19 protein-coding genes and 1 pseudogene are annotated in these 19577 nt (G+C 69.0%); 13 read left to right on the forward strand and 7 right to left on the reverse strand.

The features are described from left to right. Window positions 1-148: 148 nt before the first annotated feature. Complete coding sequence (locus FB157_RS13890) at window positions 149-1159, reverse strand: helix-turn-helix transcriptional regulator (RefSeq protein ID WP_186581492.1); 1011 nt, start codon at window positions 1157-1159, stop codon at window positions 149-151. Window positions 1160-1459: 300 nt separating this feature from the next. Here FB157_RS13890 and FB157_RS13900 point away from each other — a divergent pair, with 300 nt between their 5' ends. Beyond that, on the forward strand, window positions 1460-1795 hold the full coding sequence (locus FB157_RS13900; RefSeq protein WP_145879358.1) for a hypothetical protein: 336 nt from the start codon (window positions 1460-1462) through the stop codon (window positions 1793-1795). A gap of 155 nt (window positions 1796-1950) precedes the next feature. On the opposite strand, the gene FB157_RS13905 is transcribed toward FB157_RS13900, so the two are convergent. Continuing rightward, window positions 1951-2364 carry a pyridoxamine 5'-phosphate oxidase family protein gene (locus FB157_RS13905; RefSeq protein WP_145879360.1) on the reverse strand — a complete coding sequence of 138 codons (414 nt, stop codon included), beginning with the start codon at window positions 2362-2364 and terminating at the stop codon, window positions 1951-1953. 163 nt (window positions 2365-2527) lie between these two features. Here FB157_RS13905 and clpB point away from each other — a divergent pair, with 163 nt between their 5' ends. After that, window positions 2528-5125, forward strand: a complete 2598-nt coding sequence (gene clpB / locus FB157_RS13910; RefSeq protein WP_145879362.1) for an ATP-dependent chaperone ClpB — start codon at window positions 2528-2530, stop codon at window positions 5123-5125. Between the two features lie 227 nt (window positions 5126-5352). On the opposite strand, the gene FB157_RS13915 is transcribed toward clpB, so the two are convergent. Further along, window positions 5353-5823: a hypothetical protein gene (locus FB157_RS13915; protein WP_145879364.1), complete on the reverse strand. Its 471-nt coding sequence runs from the start codon at window positions 5821-5823 to the stop codon at window positions 5353-5355. 139 nt (window positions 5824-5962) lie between these two features. Between FB157_RS13915 and FB157_RS13920 the strand changes: the two genes are divergently transcribed. Beyond that, the gene (locus tag FB157_RS13920) at window positions 5963-6493 is read left to right on the forward strand and encodes a YbjN domain-containing protein (RefSeq protein WP_145879366.1); all 531 of its coding nucleotides are present in this window, start codon (window positions 5963-5965) and stop codon (window positions 6491-6493) included. A 43-nt stretch (window positions 6494-6536) separates the two neighbouring features. Here the strand turns inward: FB157_RS13920 and FB157_RS13925 are convergent. Continuing rightward, window positions 6537-6968 (reverse strand): annotated as a pseudogene (locus FB157_RS13925) (aminotransferase class I/II-fold pyridoxal phosphate-dependent enzyme); the annotation flags it as partial. A 171-nt stretch (window positions 6969-7139) separates the two neighbouring features. Here FB157_RS13925 and FB157_RS13930 point away from each other — a divergent pair. After that, window positions 7140-7694 (forward strand): Uma2 family endonuclease, encoded by a 555-nt coding sequence (locus FB157_RS13930; protein WP_145879368.1) that lies wholly within the window; start codon window positions 7140-7142, stop codon window positions 7692-7694. A 376-nt stretch (window positions 7695-8070) separates the two neighbouring features. After that, window positions 8071-9240: a HEAT repeat domain-containing protein gene (locus FB157_RS13935; RefSeq protein ID WP_145879370.1), complete on the forward strand. Its 1170-nt coding sequence runs from the start codon at window positions 8071-8073 to the stop codon at window positions 9238-9240. Window positions 9241-9314: 74 nt separating this feature from the next. On the opposite strand, the gene FB157_RS13940 is transcribed toward FB157_RS13935, so the two are convergent. From FB157_RS13940 to FB157_RS13955, 3 genes are all read right to left on the reverse strand, one after another. Then, window positions 9315-10508, reverse strand: a complete 1194-nt coding sequence (locus FB157_RS13940) for a pyridoxal phosphate-dependent aminotransferase (protein WP_145879371.1) — start codon at window positions 10506-10508, stop codon at window positions 9315-9317. A gap of 1955 nt (window positions 10509-12463) precedes the next feature. Then, window positions 12464-13162, reverse strand: coding sequence for an SDR family oxidoreductase (locus FB157_RS13950; protein WP_145879375.1), 699 nt, complete (start codon window positions 13160-13162; stop codon window positions 12464-12466). Window positions 13163-13762: 600 nt separating this feature from the next. Continuing rightward, on the reverse strand, window positions 13763-14521 hold the full coding sequence (locus FB157_RS13955) for a GntR family transcriptional regulator (RefSeq protein WP_145879377.1): 759 nt from the start codon (window positions 14519-14521) through the stop codon (window positions 13763-13765). Between the two features lie 188 nt (window positions 14522-14709). On the opposite strand from FB157_RS13955, the gene FB157_RS13960 reads away from it, so the two are divergent. The 8 genes from FB157_RS13960 to repSA all read left to right on the forward strand — a co-directional run bounded on the left by FB157_RS13960 (window position 14710) and on the right by repSA (window position 19521). Beyond that, window positions 14710-15039, forward strand: a complete 330-nt coding sequence (locus tag FB157_RS13960; protein WP_145879378.1) for a hypothetical protein — start codon at window positions 14710-14712, stop codon at window positions 15037-15039. Between the two features lie 2 nt (window positions 15040-15041). Further along, entirely contained in the window at window positions 15042-16382 is a 1341-nt protein-coding gene (locus FB157_RS13965) for an FtsK/SpoIIIE domain-containing protein (protein WP_145879380.1), read from the forward strand. A gap of 10 nt (window positions 16383-16392) precedes the next feature. Beyond that, window positions 16393-17052, forward strand: coding sequence for a DUF2637 domain-containing protein (locus FB157_RS13970; RefSeq protein WP_145879382.1), 660 nt, complete (start codon window positions 16393-16395; stop codon window positions 17050-17052). A gap of 20 nt (window positions 17053-17072) precedes the next feature. Beyond that, window positions 17073-17258, forward strand: a complete 186-nt coding sequence (locus FB157_RS13975; RefSeq protein ID WP_145879383.1) for a mobile element transfer protein — start codon at window positions 17073-17075, stop codon at window positions 17256-17258. 15 nt (window positions 17259-17273) lie between these two features. Next, window positions 17274-17588, forward strand: a complete 315-nt coding sequence (locus tag FB157_RS13980; RefSeq protein WP_145879385.1) for a SpdD protein — start codon at window positions 17274-17276, stop codon at window positions 17586-17588. 93 nt (window positions 17589-17681) lie between these two features. Then, entirely contained in the window at window positions 17682-17861 is a 180-nt protein-coding gene (locus FB157_RS13985) for a hypothetical protein (RefSeq protein WP_145879474.1), read from the forward strand. Between the two features lie 8 nt (window positions 17862-17869). Further along, the gene (locus FB157_RS13990) at window positions 17870-18112 is read left to right on the forward strand and encodes a hypothetical protein (RefSeq protein WP_145879386.1); all 243 of its coding nucleotides are present in this window, start codon (window positions 17870-17872) and stop codon (window positions 18110-18112) included. Beyond that, entirely contained in the window at window positions 18109-19521 is a 1413-nt protein-coding gene (repSA, locus tag FB157_RS13995) for a replication initiator protein RepSA (protein WP_145879388.1), read from the forward strand. Before FB157_RS13990 ends, repSA begins: the two co-directional genes overlap by 4 nt. The last annotated feature ends 56 nt before the right edge of the window (window positions 19522-19577 follow it).

Here is a 19577-nt window from a genome sequence, read left to right on the forward strand (position 1 = left end):
TTCACACGTCCCGGCCCGCGTCGGCGTCGCGGGGCGGGATGTGCCCCTACCATGGCGCGCGGGTGTAGAGCTCCAGACCCGCCTCGCACAGTTCCTCCGGTCCGTGGTCGTGCGCTCTTGCGGTCAACGACGGCTCTCCCCCTGTGGTTCAGGGCTCCTGCTTCAGGATTCCGGACTGGGCGATGAGGAATCCGAGCTGGGCCCGGCTTCCGCTGCCCAGGGCCTGGGCGAGCTTGGCGATGTGGGCGCGGCAGGTGCGGACGTTCATGCCCAGGCGGCGGGCGATGGCCTCGTCGACATGGCCCTCGACCAGGAGCTTGGCGATGGAGTGCTGGATGTCGGTGATGCCGTCGGGCGCGGTCTCGTAGGGCGCGCCGGCGCTCAGCGGTACCGCCCGGTTCCACATGAACTCGAACACTTTGATCAGGTAGCCCACCAGTCCGGGGTGACGGAGTTCCAGGGCCACCTGACGGTCGTCCCGGATGGGGATGAACGCCACGGTGTCGTCGCAGATGATGAGCCGCTCCACCAGTTCGTCGATGGTGCGGTACTCCACCTTGCCGTTGGTGAACTGGTCCACGTACGCGAGTCGCTCGGGGCTGTACCTGGCGGTGTGCTGGTAGAGGGTCCGGATCCGGACCCCTCGGTCGATCAGCGGCTTGTCACGTTCGAGCCCTTCGATGAGTCTGCGCTCGGGATGACGGGCGCTGGGCTGTACCGTGAGAACCTCGCTCTGGCACTGGGCCGTGGCCAGGTCGAGTGCCGCGTTGATCCGGTCGAGCCCCTCCAGCACGGTGACGGCGTCGGCGGACGTCGTCGTCTGGGCGCTGAGGTCCATGAACGGATCGAACGCCTCGGCGAGTTCGGTTGACAGCTTCCTGCGCTCGGTGATTTCGCGCTCAAGGGGGTTGAGCCGCTGGGCCAGGGCGACCGATGCGGGGACGGGCCGCAGCCAGTTCGGATCGTCAGGATCGGGATGGAGGAGGTCGAACTCCACCAGACACGGGGCGACCTCCGCGTCTGCGCGGGCGATACGGCCTGTGCGCAGTGCGTTCGCGTAGAGACGGCTCCCTGCCTCGCACAGATCGGTCAAGGCATGGGGATGTGTCTCTTTAATGCGATTCGTCACCAAATCTCCACCCCCCAGGGTCCTGAACATGCAGGAACATGATGCACTGAATGTGTGGCCATGACGTGCCCGAATGAGCCATCGTCTTGTTCGACGGGGGAAGAGGGGACTTTCAAGTGAGGACGAAGCCGACTATGCGAAAGAGAATGCTTCGCTCGATACTTGTCGCCGCCTTCTCCGCCGTTGTGGCCTTCGGATCGCTGAGTGGCCTCTCTGGCGCGAAGGGTGACGCTCGAGCGGACACCGTCTGGTCCGTCGTCAAGGCCGACGAGGGCCACGTTGCCGCAGATGCCGCTCCCGCCTTGCCGGATGACACGGTGTGGAGTTGACGTGACTATTCCACCGGACGACCGCTCCTTCCGGCGTGAGATGGCCACCGCCTACCGCTCAGGCTGGCACTTCATCGACCTGGTCACCGCCATCCCCCACAGCGGTGACTCGCTGATGGTGACCGTGTTCGGAGAGCCGGTCGTCGTCACCCGTGACGAGGAAGAGGACGTACGGGCGTACCGGTGTCTGCGCAAGCCCCGCGGGGCGCCGCAGCCGGTCCGGTGTGCCATCCGGTACGGCATGATCTTTGTGAACCTGGACCAACGTGACCACCGGCTGGCAGAACCGGAGGTCGCGGACTTGAGGACCATTTCGGCCACCCCCCGCAGTGCCTGACGCGATTCCCCCGTCGTAAAAGATCGCTCAGGTACTTCCCCCCGCAGCGGCGTCACCGTGACCTGAACACGGTGACGCCGCTGCAGTTTGTGGCGACATTTCGGTGTATGGGAGCGATCCCAGGTGGCTGAAACCGACCGGTTGACCGCCTCGCCTCAGCCCCTCCCGAGCGCCCGCTCCAATTCGATCTCGATCACCACCCGGGAGGGGTTCTCCCCGGGCTCCCGGTGGTACCGCTCGGCGTACCGCCGCTCCGCCTCGGCCACCCGCTCCGGCTCGGAGTGCACGTGCGCCCGGCCCTCCAGCGTGGCCCAGCGCTGGCCGTCCACCTGGCACACGGCGACCCTGGCGCCCTCGGCCCCGGCCGCCAGGACGTGGGACACCTTCGCGCTCGTCTTGTTCGTGATCACCCTGGCCAGCCGTGCCTCGGGGTCGTAGGTCACCCCGACCGGCACCACGTGCGGGCTGCCGTCGGGGCGCAGCGTGGTCAGGGTGCACAGGTGCCGTTCCCGCCAGAAGGCGAGGTACGGCTCGTCCGGCGCGGCCGGGTCCTGGGAGTAGGTGGGCATGGGGCGAAACCTAATTGCAGGAAGCTGCAATCCCCAAGAAGCCACAGCCGGCCGCACCTTGAGTGGAGTAGACTCAACTTTGTGTACGCTGGTTAAGTCAGCAGTGGGAGAGTGACAGCGGAGACACGGCCTGCGAGCCGACGCCGAGGAGGAGAACGCGAACGTGGACGCCGAGCTGACCAACAGGAGCCGGGACGCGATCAACGCGGCCAGTAACCGGGCCGTGACCGAGGGGCACCCGGACCTCATGCCCGCCCACCTGCTCCTCGCGCTGCTCGCGGGGCAGGAGAACGAGAACATCACCGACCTGCTGGCCGCCGTGGAGGCCGACCAGGCAGCGGTACGCTCCGGGGCCGAGCGGGTGCTCGCCTCGCTGCCCAGCGTGACCGGCTCCACCGTGGCGCCACCGCAGCCCAACCGTGAGCTGCTCGCGGTCCTCGCGGACGCCGCCGAGCGGGCGAAGGCACTGGGTGACGAGTACCTGTCCACCGAGCACCTGCTGATGGGCATCGCCGCGAAGGGCGGGGCGGCCGGTGAGGTGCTCCAGGGGCAGGGAGCCGATGCGAAGAAGCTGCAGGAGGCCTTCCAGAAGGCCAGGGGAGGACGCCGCGTGACCACCGCCGACCCCGAGGGCCAGTACAAGGCCCTGGAGAAGTTCGGCACCGACTTCACCGCCGCCGCCCGTGAGGGCCGGCTCGACCCGGTCATCGGGCGGGACCAGGAGATCCGCCGGGTCGTGCAGGTGCTGTCGCGTCGTACGAAGAACAACCCCGTCCTCATCGGTGAGCCCGGTGTCGGCAAGACCGCCGTGGTGGAGGGCCTCGCCCAGCGGATCGTGAAGGGGGACGTCCCCGAGTCGCTGAAGGACAAGCGGCTGGTCTCCCTCGACCTCGGCGCGATGGTGGCCGGCGCCAAGTACCGCGGTGAGTTCGAGGAGCGGCTGAAGTCCGTGCTCGCCGAGATCAAGGACTCCGACGGCCAGATCATCACGTTCATCGACGAGCTGCACACCGTCGTGGGCGCCGGCGCGGGCGGCGACTCCGCCATGGACGCGGGCAACATGCTCAAGCCGATGCTGGCCCGCGGCGAGCTGCGCATGGTCGGCGCGACCACCCTCGACGAGTACCGGGAGCGGATCGAGAAGGACCCCGCCCTGGAGCGCCGCTTCCAGCAGGTGCTGGTGGCGGAGCCGAGCGTCGAGGACACCATCGCCATCCTCCGCGGTCTGAAGGGCCGGTACGAGGCTCACCACAAGGTGCAGATCGCGGACAGCGCGCTGGTGGCCGCGGCCACTCTCTCCGACCGCTACATCACCTCCCGCTTCCTCCCCGACAAGGCCATCGACCTGGTCGACGAGGCGGCCTCCCGGCTGCGCATGGAGATCGACTCGTCGCCCGTCGAGATCGACGAACTCCAGCGCTCCGTCGACCGGTTGAGGATGGAGGAGCTGGCGATCGCCAAGGAGACCGACCCGGCCTCCCGCGAACGCCTGGAGAAGCTGCGCCGCGACCTCGCCGACAAGGAGGAGGAACTGCGCGGCCTCACCGCCCGCTGGGAGAAGGAGAAGCAGTCCCTCAACCGGGTCGGTGAGCTGAAGGAGCGCCTCGACGACCTGCGCGGCCAGGCCGAACGCGCCCAGCGCGACGGTGACTTCGACACCGCGGCCAAGCTGCTGTACGGCGAGATCCCGCAGCTGGAGAAGGAACTGGAGGAGGCTTCGGAGGCCGAGGAGGAGGTCGTCAAGGGCACGATGGTCAAGGAGGAGGTCGGCTCCGACGACATCGCCGACGTCGTCGCCGCCTGGACCGGCATCCCGGCCGGCCGCCTGCTGGAGGGCGAGACGCAGAAGCTGCTGCGCATGGAGGACGAGCTGGGCAAGCGCCTCATCGGCCAGACCGAGGCCGTCCGGGCGGTGTCGGACGCGGTACGGCGCTCCCGCGCCGGCATCGCCGACCCCGACAGGCCCACCGGTTCCTTCCTCTTCCTCGGCCCGACCGGCGTCGGCAAGACCGAACTCGCCAAGGCACTGGCCGACTTCCTCTTCGACGACGAGCGGGCCATGGTCCGCATCGACATGTCGGAGTACGGCGAGAAGCACAGCGTGGCCCGCCTGGTCGGCGCGCCCCCCGGGTACGTCGGCTACGAGGAGGGCGGCCAGCTCACCGAGGCCGTCCGCCGCCGCCCCTACACCGTCGTGCTGCTGGACGAGGTGGAGAAGGCCCACCCCGAGGTCTTCGACGTCCTCCTGCAGGTGCTGGACGACGGCCGTCTGACGGACGGTCAGGGCCGTACGGTCGACTTCCGCAACACCATCCTGGTGCTCACCTCCAACCTGGGCAGCCAGTACCTGGTCGACCCGGTGCTCGGCGATGCGGAGAAGAAGGAGCAGGTCCTGGAGGCCGTACGCACCTCCTTCAAGCCGGAGTTCCTCAACCGGCTCGACGACCTGGTGGTCTTCTCGGCCCTGGACAAGGACGAGCTGGCCCGGATCGCCCGGCTGCAGATCGACCGCCTGGCCAGGCGGCTGGCCGAACGCCGGCTCACCCTGGACGTCACCCCCGAGGCGCTGGCCTGGCTGGCGGACGAGGGCAACGACCCGGCCTACGGAGCCCGCCCGCTGCGCCGTCTCGTCCAGACCGCCATCGGCGACCGCCTCGCCAAGGAGATCCTCTCCGGCGAGGTCAAGGACGGCGACACGGTCCGCGTGGACCGCTTCGGCGAGGGGCTGATCGTGGGCCCGGCAACGGGCAAGACGCTGTAGCCGCGTCGGAGTGCGGCCCCTTCCTCCGCGCCGCCTTCCGGTGGCCGCAGGAAGGGGCCGCCGCGTCCCGGCGGCCGGCTCAGACGCTGCTCATGGCGACGTACAGCGTCCAGAAGAACCAGACCGAGAACCCGAGACAGCCCAGCCACAGAGCCCACAGCGCCCACCGCGCCGGTCTTGGTATGTGCATGACCGCATCATCGCTCATGGCAGGCGGCCGGCGGGCGTCACACGGTGAACGCGGAGAAGATCACCCGCGCCGTGTCCGGGCCCTCGTAGGTCACGTTCACGACGACCGCGTCCGCGTCGGCACCGGCCGGGGGCCGGTGCTCCTCGGAGTCCAGGTTCAGACACAGGTCCGCCCCCTCGTCGCAGTACTCCGTGCCGGGCGCCGGCCCCTTCGGGTAGGTGCCCTTCAGCCAGTCGCGCACGCTCGCCCGCGGCATCCGGAAGCTCGCGCTGTAGTCGGTGTCCATCCAGGCCCGCACGGTGCACTCGGTGTCGTACGCCCCCTTCGGCAGCTTCGCCCCGCCGAAGTCCAGCGCCTCGGCGCACGGCACCTTCTCCGGGCCCCCGCCCAGCGGATGGTCCGAGGTCGCGAAGCGGACCACCGCCACGGCCAGCCACACCACGGCCAGGGCGGGCAGCGCCATGATCAGTGCGAACCGGCCCCATCTGGCCCACCCTCTCGCCGCCACACCGACCTCCATCGCCCGCCGACCCTCCACCCGACCAGACGGATCATGTCAGCCGACGGCTGACAGACCCCGTCGGGGCTTGCCACCCCCCTCCCCGCATGGGGGAGGATGACGGAATCCGTACGAAGGGAAAAACACGGTGACCATCGACCCGTCCTCGATTCCGAACTTCGGGGGCCAGCCCGAGCCGCAGCCCCAAGGACCGGCGGGCCCCGTCGTCCCGGATCAGGACCTCGTGAAGCAGCTCCTCGACCAGATGGAGCTGAAGTACGTCGTCGACGAGGAGGGAGACCTCGCGGCGCCGTGGGAGCTGTTCCGTACGTACTTCATGTTCCGCGGAGAGGCCGAACAGGCGGTCTTCTCGGTGCGGACCTTCTACGACCGCCCCCACCAGATCGACGAGAAGCCGCAGCTGCTGGAGTCCATCGACGACTGGAACCGCCGCACGCTGTGGCCCAAGGTGTACACCCACACCCACGACGACGGCACCGTCCGCCTCATCGGTGAGGCCCAGATGCTGATCGGCACCGGCGTCGACATCAACCACTGGGTCTCGTCCACGGTCAGCTGGGTGCGGGCCGCGATCGAGTTCGACAAGTGGCTGGTCGAGCAGCTGGGTCTGGAACAGGAGATCGACGACACGGAGAAGCCCGAGGAAGACGGGGAGTAACCAGGTCGGCCGGATCCGGGGGCTGTCGGCCCCCGGACGGCCCTCACATGCCCCGCAGTCGCTCCGCCGCCTCCCGCAGGACCTCCTCGCGCTTGCAGAACGCGAACCGCACGAACGGCGCTCCCGCCTCGCGGTCGTCGTAGAAGACCGCGTTGGGGATGGCCACCACGCCCGCCCGCTCCGGCAGGGCGCGGCAGAAGGCGAAGCCGTCCTTCTCGCCGAGGGGGCGGATGTCGGTCGTGATGAAGTAGGTGCCGGCCGGCTTGAAGACCTCGAAGCCGGCCTCCGTCAGACCGGCCGCCAGGATGTCCCGCCTGGCCAGCATGCCGGCGCGGAACGCCTCGAAGTACGTGTCCGGGAGAGCCAGGGCCTCCGCCACCGCGTACTGGAAGGGGCCGGAGGAGACATAGGTCAGGAACTGCTTCGCCGAGCGGACCGCGGTCACCAGCTCCGCCGCCTTCGTCACCCGGGCGACACCTCGTTGACCTAGCTGTTGTTGGCGGCGCGACAGGCCCCCTGCGGATCTCCGGCATCCTCGGTGAGCCGGCCGCACAAGCCGTCCGGACCGGTCTCCCGGCCGTATCGCCGGGCTCGGCGACGCGGCACTGTCCGTCGTATCCTGACCACACACGGGAAGGAGCCGTTGATGAGCGTCGATGCGATTGTGCACACCGAGTTCCCCAAGGGGTACACGGTCCTGTTCGGGGCCGACGGAAAGGTGATCATGACCCCGCAGAGCTTCGAGCACTCCAGCACGATCAAGTCGATGCAGTACGACACGATCGTGTCGCTCGGACGCCACGCGAAGACCGCCTCCGACGTCTACATCGACTTCCCCGCCGACGAGAACTCCGCCCCCGATCTGGCGATCCTTCGTGAGGACGCCCGCCGGGAGGGCAAGCGCTACGGCTTCGAGGACGTCCTGCTGATCTCCGAGGTCGTCTCGACCTCTTCCGCACGCAAGGACTACGACGACTGCACCGCGAAGTACGGCCGCTACGGAATCCCGATCTACCTGGTCGTGGACCCCTACGCCCAGGAAGTCGTCCTTCACACCCAGCCGACCGCCACCGGTTACATCGCAGCGCACACCCACAAGTACGGCACGGGCAAGCTCCCCATCCACCTGGCCGACGGCCGCACTTTCACCCTCGACCTCGACGAGCTCCCGCGCCCGGAGCCCGAGGCGGACGCCCGCTGACGAAGGCTCCCGGTGTGGCCGTGCCCTTGGCACGGCTCTCGTCGGACGTGGTCGTTCAGGGTCGGGCGCGACTGGCCGTGGTCGGCGGGGGCGACTGCCCACGTACCGCCCCGAGGCAGCGGGTTGCTCGTCCTCGGCAGAGTCCACGGCCGTGGTGCGGCGGTAGCGTGGCACGGCAGGGACTGCTGGAAGCCCTTCGCGTAGACCCGCTGTCGCGGGCCAACTGGAACCGCTGGCCGACTGTGATCCTTGTGTACGCTTCCCCGCGACACCCGAAGGACACCGAATAACCCCGGCTGTCCCACGTCGCTACCCTCATCGACGAGATACCCGCAAGTAGGGCGTCCGGAATGGTGACTTTCGGTATCGGCGATGCATGCGGATGAACCTGCCGGACAGCAACAGGGTGACAGCAGCAGTGGCACTGGCGGAATGCGGTGACGGTCGGGGCACGGCCCTCCTCGATGCCCAGGCGGCGGCCGATCAGTTCGGAGGCGGACAGCGGCTCCGCGCGGCCACGGAGTTGACGCGGTTCGCTCCGGCGCGTGGCCGGGACGTGCTGTGCGCGCTGACCGTGGAGCAGCGATTGGAGGACGTGTACCGAGTCGGGGCGGCGAATGAACTCACCCGCCTGCGTGACCCCTGGACGCGGGACGCGTGGGCGGGGCTTGCAGCCGACGCAACCCTGACCGCAGGACATAGGGTTGAGGCGGCTCGTACGCTGCAGGGCCTCGGGGATCCCCGTGGCGCCGACCTTCTCGCCGGCCTCGCCGCCCTGGACGGATTGCCTGCCGCCCAGCGCATTCGGGCCGCATCCTTCCTCATGGAATCCGCTGACCCGCGGGGGGCGGACGCGTTGAACACGCTTGCTGCCAGCCCAGGCATCGACGGTGCTCACCACATCGAGGCCGCTGCGGCTCTGGCACGGTTCGGTGACCCACGCGGCGGCGATGCGCTCCGCGCGCTCGTCATCGCCTCTACGCTGGCAGCGGGACACCGTATCGCGGCGGCGCGGGTCCTCGCCGAACTCGGTGATCCTCGCGGCGCCGATCTCCTTGAGTCGCTCGCGCGGTCGCGGCAACTGGAGAACTCGCATCGGGTCGATGCCGCCCTGGCACTGACGGATATGGGGGATGCACGCGGTCCCGACACGCTTGCGGCCCTGGCCTCGGACCCGGCATTCGACGTCGGCTCCCGGATTCGTGCCGCCCAGCTGCTCGATGAGGCGGGTGACCCACGTGGGATCGCCGCCCTCCATGCCATTGCATCGGCTCCCCGGATCGCAGACCCGCAGCGTATCCAGGCTGCTGAGGCACTGGGCCGGCTCGGTGATTCCCGTGGAGCCAATGTCCTGTTCGTTCTGGCATCTGACACAGGCAGGAAGGGGGGCGACCGGGTCGATGCGGCCAAAGCCCTGGATCGGCTGGGGAATCCGTCCGGCAAGCAGTTGCTGACCGAGCTGGCGGCCGATGACAGGATCGGCCGTCTGGCCCGGTTCAAGGCGCGCGAGGTGGTGAGCAATCCCTTGCGGTTCAGAAGGAAGTGATCAACTAGGCGCCGAAAGCGGTGATCCCTCTTCGGCGCCGATGAGTCCGGGGGCTGTCGGCCCCCGGACGGCCCTCACATGCCCCGCAGTCGCTCCGCCGCCTCCCGCAGGACCTCCTCGCGCTTGCAGAACGCGAACCGCACGAACGGCGCTCCCGCCTCGCGGTCGTCGTAGAAGACCGCGTTGGGGATGGCCACCACGCCCGCCCGCTCCGGCAGGGCGCGGCAGAAGGCGAAGCCGTCCTTCTCGCCGAGGGGGCGGATGTCGGTCGTGATGAAGTAGGTGCCGGCCGGCTTGAAGACCTCGAAGCCGGCCTCCGTCAGACCGGCCGCCAGGATGTCCCGCCTGGCCAGCATGCCGGCGCGGAACGCCTCGAAGTACGTGTCCGGGAGAGCCAGGGCCTCCGCCACCGCGTACTGGAAGGGGCCGGAGGAGACATAGGTCAGGAACTGCTTCGCCGAGCGGACCGCGGTCACCAGCCCCGGCGCCGCCGTCACCCAGCCGACCTTCCAGCCGGTGAAGGAGAAGGTCTTGCCGGCCGAGCCGATCGTCACCGTCCGCTCGCGCATCCCGGGGAACGCGGCCAGCGGCAGGTGCTCGGCGTCGTCGAAGACCAGGTGCTCGTAGACCTCGTCCGTCACCACCAGCAGGTCCCGCTCCACCGCCAGCTCGGCGATCGCGGCCAGCTCCGCACGCGTGAGGACCGTTCCGGTCGGGTTGTGCGGGGTGTTGATCAGCAGCAGCCGGGTGCGGTCCGTGACCGCCGCGCGCAGCTCGTCCAGGTCCAGCCGGAAACGCGCCCCTCCGTCGAAGGACGGCCGCAGCGTCACCGGCACCCGCCGGCCGCCCGCCATCGCGATGCTCGCCGCGTAGGAGTCGTAGTAGGGCTCGAGGGCCACGACCTCGTCGCCCGGCTCCAGCAGCGCCAGCAGCGAGGCCGCGATCGCCTCCGTCGCGCCCGCCGTGACCAGCACCTCGGTGTCGGGGTCGTACGACAGCCCGTAGCGGCGCCGCTGGTGCGCCGCGACGGCGGTGCGCAGCTCGGGGACGCCCGGGCCCGGCGGGTACTGGTTGCCGCGCCCGTCGCGCAGTGCGCGTACGGCGGCCTCCCGGACCTCCTCGGGGCCGTCGGTGTCGGGAAAGCCCTGGCCCAGGTTGATCGACCCGGTCGCCACGGCGAGGGCGGACATCTCCGCGAAGATCGTTGTCCCGAACTCGGCGAGACGGCGGTTGAGGTGCGGGCGTGCGCTGGACGTCATGCCGGCCATCCTGCGCCCAAGCTCTGGAGTTCCTCAACTCTGCTTTGCTGATGGGCGCCTGCGCCGGTACCCAAAGCACCATCGCTGAGCAGCGGCAGGGCTGGCGTCGACTGTCGTCATCCGTCGTCGTCGGCCGCCCTCGGACGGCCCACAGACGGCCCCGACGGGTCGATGCTACGGCGAGTTGGCGGCACCTTCACCTGGCTCCGGAGGGCTTTCGGCTGGGACGTTGCGTTGCGTTCTGTCGAGCAGCCTTAGGTACAGCTCAACGCGGTCTGGGCCGTCGGGAAGGTGGCTTATCTCCTCCGCTATGCGACGGTGAAGCTCGCGCCGGTCGATTTCAGTGCGGAGAATGCGATCCTCCGTCCAACGATCCCTGATCCGCCCGTGGTGATCTGCCTGCCAGGTCCGCCACTCCTTGAAGATCAAGGGAAGTAGCCCCGCTGCCGCGAGCACGATGATGAGCCAAAGAGGAGCCCCGCTCGCCGCTGCTCCAACTGAGCCAGTAACGCCAATCAGTGGAGACGTGAGGGATGAACCCATGATCGCTTCCTTTCGCACCTCGCGCTGTAGGCGTGGCGCTGGTAGGCCGGAATGTCTGAAGTGCGGATGAATCGCCAAATTCCGGGCATGAAAAAGGCCCGAGCTAGCGGCTCGGGCCTTGGAGGAGTGGTTGGATCCTGTGCGGTTTCTACAGCTGCTGGGGCAGCAAAAAGGCCGTCCCGACGCTTCGGAACGGCCTACAGGGATGCACCGCGTACAACGCGGCTAGCGTAGCGAAAGATCTCGTCACGCTGCGGGTGATTCTCAGGATTCTGGGGCTGGCTGGCGTCCCCGTGGTGTCTCCGGCATCGGAGGCGTCTCCCCAGGGCTGATCAATTCGCGAGTCCACTCATCCCGATGTGCCTTAGGGAGCTCTGCCAGGTCGTACCGGATCTGCCCTCGTCCGGATCCGTAGGTAGTGATGCGCCCTTCGTACGCCCAACGCCGTAACGTGCTCGTGGGGCGACCAGTCCAGTAGGCGGCGGCCTCTGGGTCGATCAGAACCATGCAGCCGCTCTCCCAACAGGTCGAGTATCGAGCCGTCTTGGCATGCAGATCACACGAGGATGACAGACTCTATGCTCGCCCAGGTCAGAAGCGCAAGGGTCACGGCTGATCGATGGTGCCGAGAGGCTGGCGGAATCTCATAGCCGAGTCAAGGTGACGGGCGCCGGCCGACAGTGAGGACGGCGCCCGTGCGAGACCGAAGCTTTGAGGCCTGTGCTCATCCTTATCAGGTCGATCACCGCGAGCTCTAGGCACTGGATCTTGGCCGCCATGCGGCGTGAGAGTGGTCGCTAGGGTTCGCCCTGATCCGCCTTCGTCCGGCGCTGTTGGTGTCAGCCGCTGGTGTCAGACATCAGTGGCCCACTTGACGGTCGCCTTAGATAGGGAGTAGAGCGCCACTCAGTCGCCGTTGCCAGCACGACGAGCCTTGCCGAACGCTCCGCCCCAGACCAGAAGCACCGCACCAAGCACGGCGAGCCCCAGAGCTACCGTGGAAAGCACCATCGCCGCTCCGGAAGGGAAGCCGAGGAGTTTGGGTCCTCCGTCCAGGACGGGGCCGCCAGCCATCGCTATCCAACCTCAACCAGCCCTAGGCGACGGCGCATACGCCGCGGTTCCCCGGCCATTCAAAGTCAACACGCCCAGAACTACGAAAACGCAGCCGGAACCCAACATGATCCACGCGGACATGGCACCCCTCCATGGGGAGGCTACTGCACGGGCGGAACGGCTTTGGTCTGTGGCCTGGCGGTGCTGTAGAGCACCAGTTTGGAAGATCGCGTATGCGGATGTGCGGTGACCGGGTGAGACGCTGACCTGAGCTTTTCTAGGCTAGTTGCCGTGACTCCCCGCCGTTCCCCGTGCGATACCCACTCATCGGGCACGCAGGGGGCACGTGTGCGGGTCGAGAGTGGTCACAGATCGGCGTACAGCTCCTCCAGGTCGCCCGACAGCGCAGCGCGTACCCGGCGGGTGGCGTCGTCGACCAGCACTTCGGGTTCGTCATTGAGCAACCCGGTCATCGTCTGCTCGGCGACGTCGACCGCAAGGACTTTCGGGGAGTCGATATCTGCCGTCAAGTCGGTGTCGACATAGCCGGCATGCACGCCGACTACCAGCGTTCCCTGCTCTCGCAGCGCTAGTCGGAAAGCGTTCGTAAGCGACCACTCGGCGGACTTGGAGGCCGCGTAGCTGGGAAGCCGCCTGTTGGCCACCCACGACGCCCGGGACAGCATGTTGACCAGCGCTCCGCCGCCATGGGCGGCCAACACGGGAGCGAACGCGCGCGAGACAGCCCAAGTGCCGAAGTAGTTGACCTCCATCTCGCGCCTGGCACCGTCGAATGACCCCTCGAGGAGGGGCGGGCCACCGGTGACCCCGGCGTTGTTGATGACGATGCTCACATCGTCGGCGACACGTGCGGCCGCGGCGACCTGCTCCTCGTCGGTGACGTCCAGCCGCAACGGGGTGAGCCTGGAGTTCCGGACGGTCTCCGGCTCCCGGACACCGGCGTAGACCTTGGCGGCGCCGTGATCGAGTAGTGCCTGGGTGAAGGCCAGACCAATGCCACGGTTGGCTCCCGTGACAAGGGCTACCGAACCTTTGATATCCATGATCACCCTCCCTGCGGGTGGATGTGGACGTGCATGTCAGAGACCCCTTCTTCCGACGCTAAGCCTCGGACAGCGGCTGATCCACTCGACACTGACTGCGCCTTCGACACCTCTGAACGCACTCGATGGCCGAACCGCGCGGGCCGGACTTTGTCCTCCACCACCACCCTCCCCAGCTCCCATCCCGTACGCCGTCGACCCACACACCGTGGAGCGGGCGTGGTTCCTGGCGTCCAGGTGGAGCGCGCCACTGTACGAACGACCTGGACGCCAGGGGCCGCGTCTGCTCGGCTCTGCCTGGGTCGATGGTGTGCGGGATGGGAGCCCCCAGCATCCGCCACAACGGACCCGCAGTCGGCGACGGCGCCCCCTCCATCCCGGTGCCGGCCGATCCCCCGCCGGAGGCACTGTTCTGGCCGTCGCGTCGCGGTGATCGACTCATGGCCACCGGCCCTATCCACCAGTGGGCGCGCGTCGGCGCAGCGCGGGCGGAGCGGGCCGAAGGCAGGAGCGTCGCCCGCAGCGGAGCCGGGAAGCGCGCCCGGCGGAGCGGAGCGCAGCCGGGGCTTGATGAGGTAGAGAAACCTGTAACAGCACAGGTCACGCGTCGAAGTCGTACTCCAGGATGTAGGAGGCGGCGTCGAGCGTCATCTCGTTGATTTCGACGGGGCGGCCTTCGTCCGCGAATGCGGTGCGGCAGATGAGGATGACCGGCGTGCCGGAGGACATGCTCAACTGTGCCGCCTCATCCTTCGACGGCATGCGTGAGCGGATCTCCTCGCGGAAGTGCACCGGCTTGTAGCCGAGTTCGGCAAGCCGGGCGTACGTTCCGCCTGGTCCCGTGTCCTCCTGAGTGATGGCGGATCCGGCAACCACTGACGTGGGCAGATAGCTCGTCGCGAGCAGGACGGGCTTCCCCTCCAAGACGAAGCGCCGACGCCTCACGCACACCGTCTCGTCGTCGGCCAAGTCCAGAACCGCGCTGATGCGGTCGGGCGCGGCCTCCTCGGACACGGTGACCTGGTCCACCTCAAGTGCGCGGTTCTCGATGTCCGCGGACCAGATGGAACGGCCGCTGCCCCACTGCTGCTGGGAAAGCCGCTGAATGCCTCGGCGCCGAAGGGGGCGGAACGCTCGGACGAACACGCCGGCACCCTTGCGGGCCTCGGCGACGCCTTCGTCTCGGAGCACGCTCAGCGCCTGTCGGGCCGTCATGCGGGCCACGCCGTGCGCGGCCATCAGTTCGTTCTCTCCGGGGAGGCGATCACCGGGGCCGTACTCGCCCGACTGGATCGCCTCGCGCAGGGAGTCCGCGATCCGCTGGTACTTCGGCCGACGGTCGTCGTCGGTATTGGCCATTCCGGAGCCCTCCTCTCTTCTCTAGACAGCCTAGGCCATGGGTATGGCGCTCGCCCTCTGCGGGTTACCGCGATCTTCGATTGACAACCTCTCTAGACAGCACGCTTGACATCTCTAGAGATGTGCGTCCAAGGTGGAGATGTCTAGAGAGGTCGCATCGGGTGGCCTCCTGAACGAGGGATGCGTTCATGCCTTCTTTCAAGATCGACACGTCGACCGCTGTGGTGTTCGTGGCGACCGCGCCGACGCCGAAGCTGGCCAACGCCAAGACCGGTGAGCGGGCGATGGACCGGGAGTCCGGTGCCGCGCTGTCGACGGTGGGTCTGCTGGTCTCGGACGAGGGGGAGGGGAACCTCTACCAGGTCACGGTCCCCGAGAACGGTTACCCGGAGGGACTGGCGCCGGGCATGCCGGTGAAGGTGGTCGGCCTGAAGGCCCGGGACTGGGAGAACGAGTTCAACGGCCAGAAGCGGCACGGGATCTCGTTCCGCGCGGTCGCGATCACCCCGGTGGCCTGACCATGACGGATCTGTCCATGGTCCTGGAGACCGCCGGAGTCCTCGCGGGGGCCGGTGGTCTCGGCTACGCGAAGGTCCGCGCTCCGCGCGTGTACTGGTCGCTGGTCGGGCTGCCCGTCACCTGGGGCCGGTTCACCTTCACCTACCGCTCCACGATGGACGTGTGCGGGCTGACGGTGCAGCCGTCGCGGATGCGGGCCTTCATCGCCCGGAACGTGGCCAGGCGTGAGGTGCTGCCGGTCCCGCCGAAGGTGCGCCGCGTCCGGGGCACGTCGACCGGGCTTCGGGTGACGCTGCGGCTTCCCGCCGGCCTGGAACCTGCCGACCTGATGGCCGCCTCGGAGCGGCTGCGGCATGCCTGGGGCGTGCACTCGGTGACCATCGCCGAGACCAAGCCGGGGTACGTCGAGCTGCGGATGACCGGCTACGACGTACTGCGTCAGGTCCGGATGCCGCGCGGGGCTCGCCCTGAGGGTCTGGCGGTTCCGGTGGCGCTGCGAGAGGACGGCACCGCGTTCGTCCGTGACTACCGCCAGGTGCCCATGGCGCTGACGCTCGGCGCCAACAGCTCGGGCAAGTCCGTGTATCAGCGAAACCTGATCAAGGGCTTGGCGCGGCTACCGGTGGCACTGGTCGGGATCGACTGCAAGCGCGGTGTCGAACACTCCGCCTACGCGCCCCGGCTGTCGGCCCTGGTCACCACCCCCGACGACTCGGCCTCCCTGCTGGACGTCCTGGTGGGCGAGATGGAGTCCCGCTTCGACCTGCTGAGCGCGCACGGCGTCTCGGACATGTGGGACCTGCCCGAGCGCTTACGGCCGGTGCCCGTCGTCGTCCTGGTCGACGAGGTGGCCGAGCTGTTCCTGATCTCCTCGAAGAAGGATGAGGAGCGGCGGGAGCGGATCGTCACCGCGTTGATCCGGCTGGCGCAGATGGCCCGCGCGGTCGGCATCTACCTGGAGGTGTGCGGGCAGCGCTTCGGCTCCGAACTCGGCAAGGGCGCCACCATGCTCCGCGCCCAGCTCACCGGCCGTGTCGTGCACCGGGTCAACGACAAACAGACCGCCGAAATGGGCTTGGCGGACGTCGCTCCGGACGCCGTCGCGGCCGCCAGCCTCATCCCCGCCGAACGCCCCGGCACCGCCGTGGCGGCCGACTCCTCCGGAGGCTGGGCAAAGATCCGCACCCCCCACACCTCCCGCGACGAGGCCAAGGCGGCGTGCCGGGACTTCGCCCACCTCGTCCCGGACCTCCCCGCCCTGGACCGGTTCCGCCCGCACGTGCCCACCTACGCCCCGAAGACGGGTCCGTCGCTGGTCAAGCCGCGCCCGGTCACGGAGTAAGGGGGCCGCTGTGAACCGCTCGCTGCGCCCTGATGCCGTCCTCATCCAAGCCGTGATCGCCGGTGCTCTGTCCTTCGCGCACCTGCACGACCTGGCGGCGGCGGCCGGGCAGTCCGGATGGAAGGCGTGGGCCTACCCCGTCTCGGTCGACCTGCTGCTGGTCGCCGCCTGGCGTCGGCTCCGCGCCGACCGGGACCGGTCCTCTTGGACCTGGTTCGCCATCGCCCTGGCGGCATCGCTCGGTGCCAACGTCGCCACGGCCGGACTGCTCGACCTCCACCAGGTGCCCGCCTGGCTGCGCATCCTCGTCGCCGGTTGGCCCGCCCTCGCCTTCCTCGGAGGAACCCTCCTCGTCCACGCCCCTACCCCGGCCGCCGTGGAGCTGGAACCGGACGAAGAACCGTCCGCCCCGGGAATCGAGGTGCACCGCGTCGACACCCCCGAACCGGTGCCCCCGGCCCCGGTCAAGGCGCCGGAACTGGCCCCGGCGCCTGTGAAGCCTCCGGCCGCCCCGGCCGTTCCGCCAGCACTGCTCGACCACGCTCGTTCGATCGCCGACGCACACCGCAGCAGCACGGGCGAGCAGATCACCGCCGACGCGCTCACCTCCCGGCTCGGCCTGCCTGCCCCGACCTGTCAAGCAATCGCCGCACATCTCCAGCTCACCTGACACCGAGAAGGGATCAGCCCGTGCGCCCGAACCGCTTCTACAACGTGATCCGCGTCGGCCCGGTCGAGGTCGGCACCTACAACAACGGCCGGGGCCAGACCAAGCACACCGCCGCCTGCACCGCCCCCGGCTGCGGCTTCTCCACCGAACACCGCGACCGCTCCGCCGCCGAACTCGCCGCCCGTACCCACCGCTGCACCGCCTGACAGGAGGAAGAGCCCGTGTTCACACCGAAGTACCCGCCCCCGGACACCGCACCGGCGCCAACCCTCGCCCGGGTACCGACCACCGCTGACATCCCCGCGGTTCAGGCCCCGGCTCCGGTCGTCCCGGCAGTCCCGGTCTCCCAGAGGCCGGCCGTCCAGCTCACCCCGGGCAGCGCTCTCGCCCTCGTGGCCGGTGGCGGCGCCGTCGTCCTCGTCGTCGGCGCGGTCCTGGTCTCCATGCTCCTGGCCGTCGCCATCACCGGCGTCTCCGTCGCCCTGGTCGCGGTCGTCTTGCGCCTGCTCCTCAAGGACCTGAACAACCACGGCTGAACGGCCCCCGGAGCGGCCTCGGCCGCCAAACTTCCGCCGCTCCGGGCGCCTTTCCACCTTCCAGATCCAACGAACCCGAAAGGCAAGCCCATGATGCCCGAGCACACGCCGCCCGCGCGGATCTGCCGCGACTGCGACGGCTTCGCCGCCGTCGCCATCACCACCGGCAGCTGCCACCCCGACGGCACCCGCGTCACCCTCCGCGTGACCTGCCCGGCCTGCAAGGGTTCGGGCACCGCGTCTGCCGCCCGCCTCGTCCGCGCGGGGAGGTGACCGCTGCCATGAGGACGATCACCACTTCCGCCCATCTGGAGCCGGACACCACCGCCCGCCTGAGCGTGTTCGCCCCCACGTCGGAGGACGAGGGCTTCGTCAGCCTGCGTGTCGGAGGCGAGTTCGTCGACCTTGCACTGATCGCCCGTCCGGGCACTGCTGGCGCCCTGCGTGCCCTGGCCCGCGTCGCCGAGGAAGCCGCCGCGGTCCTCGACCGGATCGCCGACACCGCTCCGGAGGGTGCCGCGTGACCGATGCCGCCATCATGGCGGGCCTGGACCCGGCCACCCTCGCCGACGTGCTGAGGCTGGCCGGGTCCACCGGCTTCGACCGCATCCAAGACCAGATCCGCCGCACCGGAGGCTGCACCGACCCGATCCGCCTGCAGGGCACCACCGTCACCCGCGACGCGGCCACCGGTCATGTCCTGCACTCCTACTCGACCGACACCGAGCCCGGTGGCGTCCTCCGCTTGGCCTGCGGCAACCGGCGGGCCTCCCGCTGCCCGTCCTGCGCCTGGACCTACGCGGGCGACACCTACCACCTCATCCGAGCCGGCCTCGTCGGCGACCCCGGCAAAGGCACGCCCGAGACCATCCGGGATCACCCCCGCGTCTTCGCCACCCTCACCGCGCCCTCGTTCGGCCCGGTCCACAACCGGCCCGGCAACCGGCCCTGCCACTGTGGCACCCACCACACCGAAGACGCACCCGAACTCGGCACCCCGCTCGACCCCGAGAGGTATGACTACGCCGGCGCCGTGCTGTGGAACAACCACGCCTCCGACCTGTGGCGCTACTTCACCATCTACCTGCGCCGCGAGATCGCCAAGCGGGCCGGACTCACCCAGAAAGCCGCGGGCGAACAGTCCCGCGTCTCCTTCGGCAAGGTCGCCGAGTACCAGAAGCGCGGCGCCGTCCACTTCCACGCCGTAATCCGCTTCGACGGGCCCGAGGGACCCGACTCGCCGCCCCCGGCCTGGGCCACCATCTACCTGCTCACCGACGCCATCCATGCCGCCGCCGCCCGCGTCGCCGTCGACGTGCCACCAGCCGGGGACCAACCGGCCCGCACCCTGCGCTGGGGCACCCAGCTCGACGTACAGCCCATCGGCGCCTTCGGCCACGGCGAGGAGATCACCGAACAGGCCGTCGCCTCCTACGTCGCCAAATACGCCACCAAGGCAGCCGAGACCACCGGCACCGTCGACCGCCGCATCGGCAACAAAGAGGCCTTGACCCTCCTCGAGGTCCCCGAGCACCCGGCCCGGCTCATCGCCGCATGCCTCGACCTGCACCCGCTCTACCCGGACCGGAAGTTACGGGACTGGGCTCACATGCTCGGCTTCCGCGGCCACTTCTCCACCAAGTCCCGCCGCTACTCCACCACCCTCGGCGCACTGCGCCAGGTCCGCGCCGACTACCGCGCCGCCCAGCAACGCGCCGCCCTCGGACTGCCCGACCCTGACGACGAGGAAGCAACCACCCTCACCCTCGCCCACTGGGCCTACGCCGGCCACGGCCACACACCCGGCGAATCCTGGCTCGCCGCCAACATCCGGCGCGACATCCAGCACAACCGCGAGATCGCCCGCGAAGAACTACCAGCCCTGCTCGCCGACGAAAGGATTCCCAATGGAGTTGTCAACCCAAGTTGGTGACTCGCTGTGAGCGTGTCAGCTCAGCGGAACGGGGCTGTCCGGAGCTGCGATCTCGA

Source organism: Streptomyces sp. BK340 (assembly GCF_007827595.1).
Taxonomy (GTDB): domain Bacteria; phylum Actinomycetota; class Actinomycetes; order Streptomycetales; family Streptomycetaceae; genus Streptomyces.

Excerpts from the sequence above, each read along its gene's own strand:
- FB157_RS13990 (WP_145879386.1), top strand. The coding sequence starts at position 17,870 with ATGAGGACGATCACCACTTCCGCCCATCTGGAGCCGGACACCACCGCC.
- FB157_RS13890 (WP_186581492.1), bottom strand. The coding sequence starts at position 1,159 with ATGTTCAGGACCCTGGGGGGTGGAGATTTGGTGACGAATCGCATTAAA.
- FB157_RS13960 (WP_145879378.1), top strand. The coding sequence starts at position 14,710 with ATGCCTTCTTTCAAGATCGACACGTCGACCGCTGTGGTGTTCGTGGCG.
- FB157_RS13985 (WP_145879474.1), top strand. The coding sequence starts at position 17,682 with ATGCCCGAGCACACGCCGCCCGCGCGGATCTGCCGCGACTGCGACGGC.
- FB157_RS13955 (WP_145879377.1), bottom strand. The coding sequence starts at position 14,521 with ATGGCCAATACCGACGACGACCGTCGGCCGAAGTACCAGCGGATCGCG.
- FB157_RS13905 (WP_145879360.1), bottom strand. The coding sequence starts at position 2,364 with ATGCCCACCTACTCCCAGGACCCGGCCGCGCCGGACGAGCCGTACCTC.
- FB157_RS13950 (WP_145879375.1), bottom strand. The coding sequence starts at position 13,162 with ATGGATATCAAAGGTTCGGTAGCCCTTGTCACGGGAGCCAACCGTGGC.
- FB157_RS13935 (WP_145879370.1), top strand. The coding sequence starts at position 8,071 with ATGCGGATGAACCTGCCGGACAGCAACAGGGTGACAGCAGCAGTGGCA.
- FB157_RS13930 (WP_145879368.1), top strand. The coding sequence starts at position 7,140 with ATGAGCGTCGATGCGATTGTGCACACCGAGTTCCCCAAGGGGTACACG.
- FB157_RS13940 (WP_145879371.1), bottom strand. The coding sequence starts at position 10,508 with ATGGCCGGCATGACGTCCAGCGCACGCCCGCACCTCAACCGCCGTCTC.
- FB157_RS13965 (WP_145879380.1), top strand. The coding sequence starts at position 15,042 with ATGACGGATCTGTCCATGGTCCTGGAGACCGCCGGAGTCCTCGCGGGG.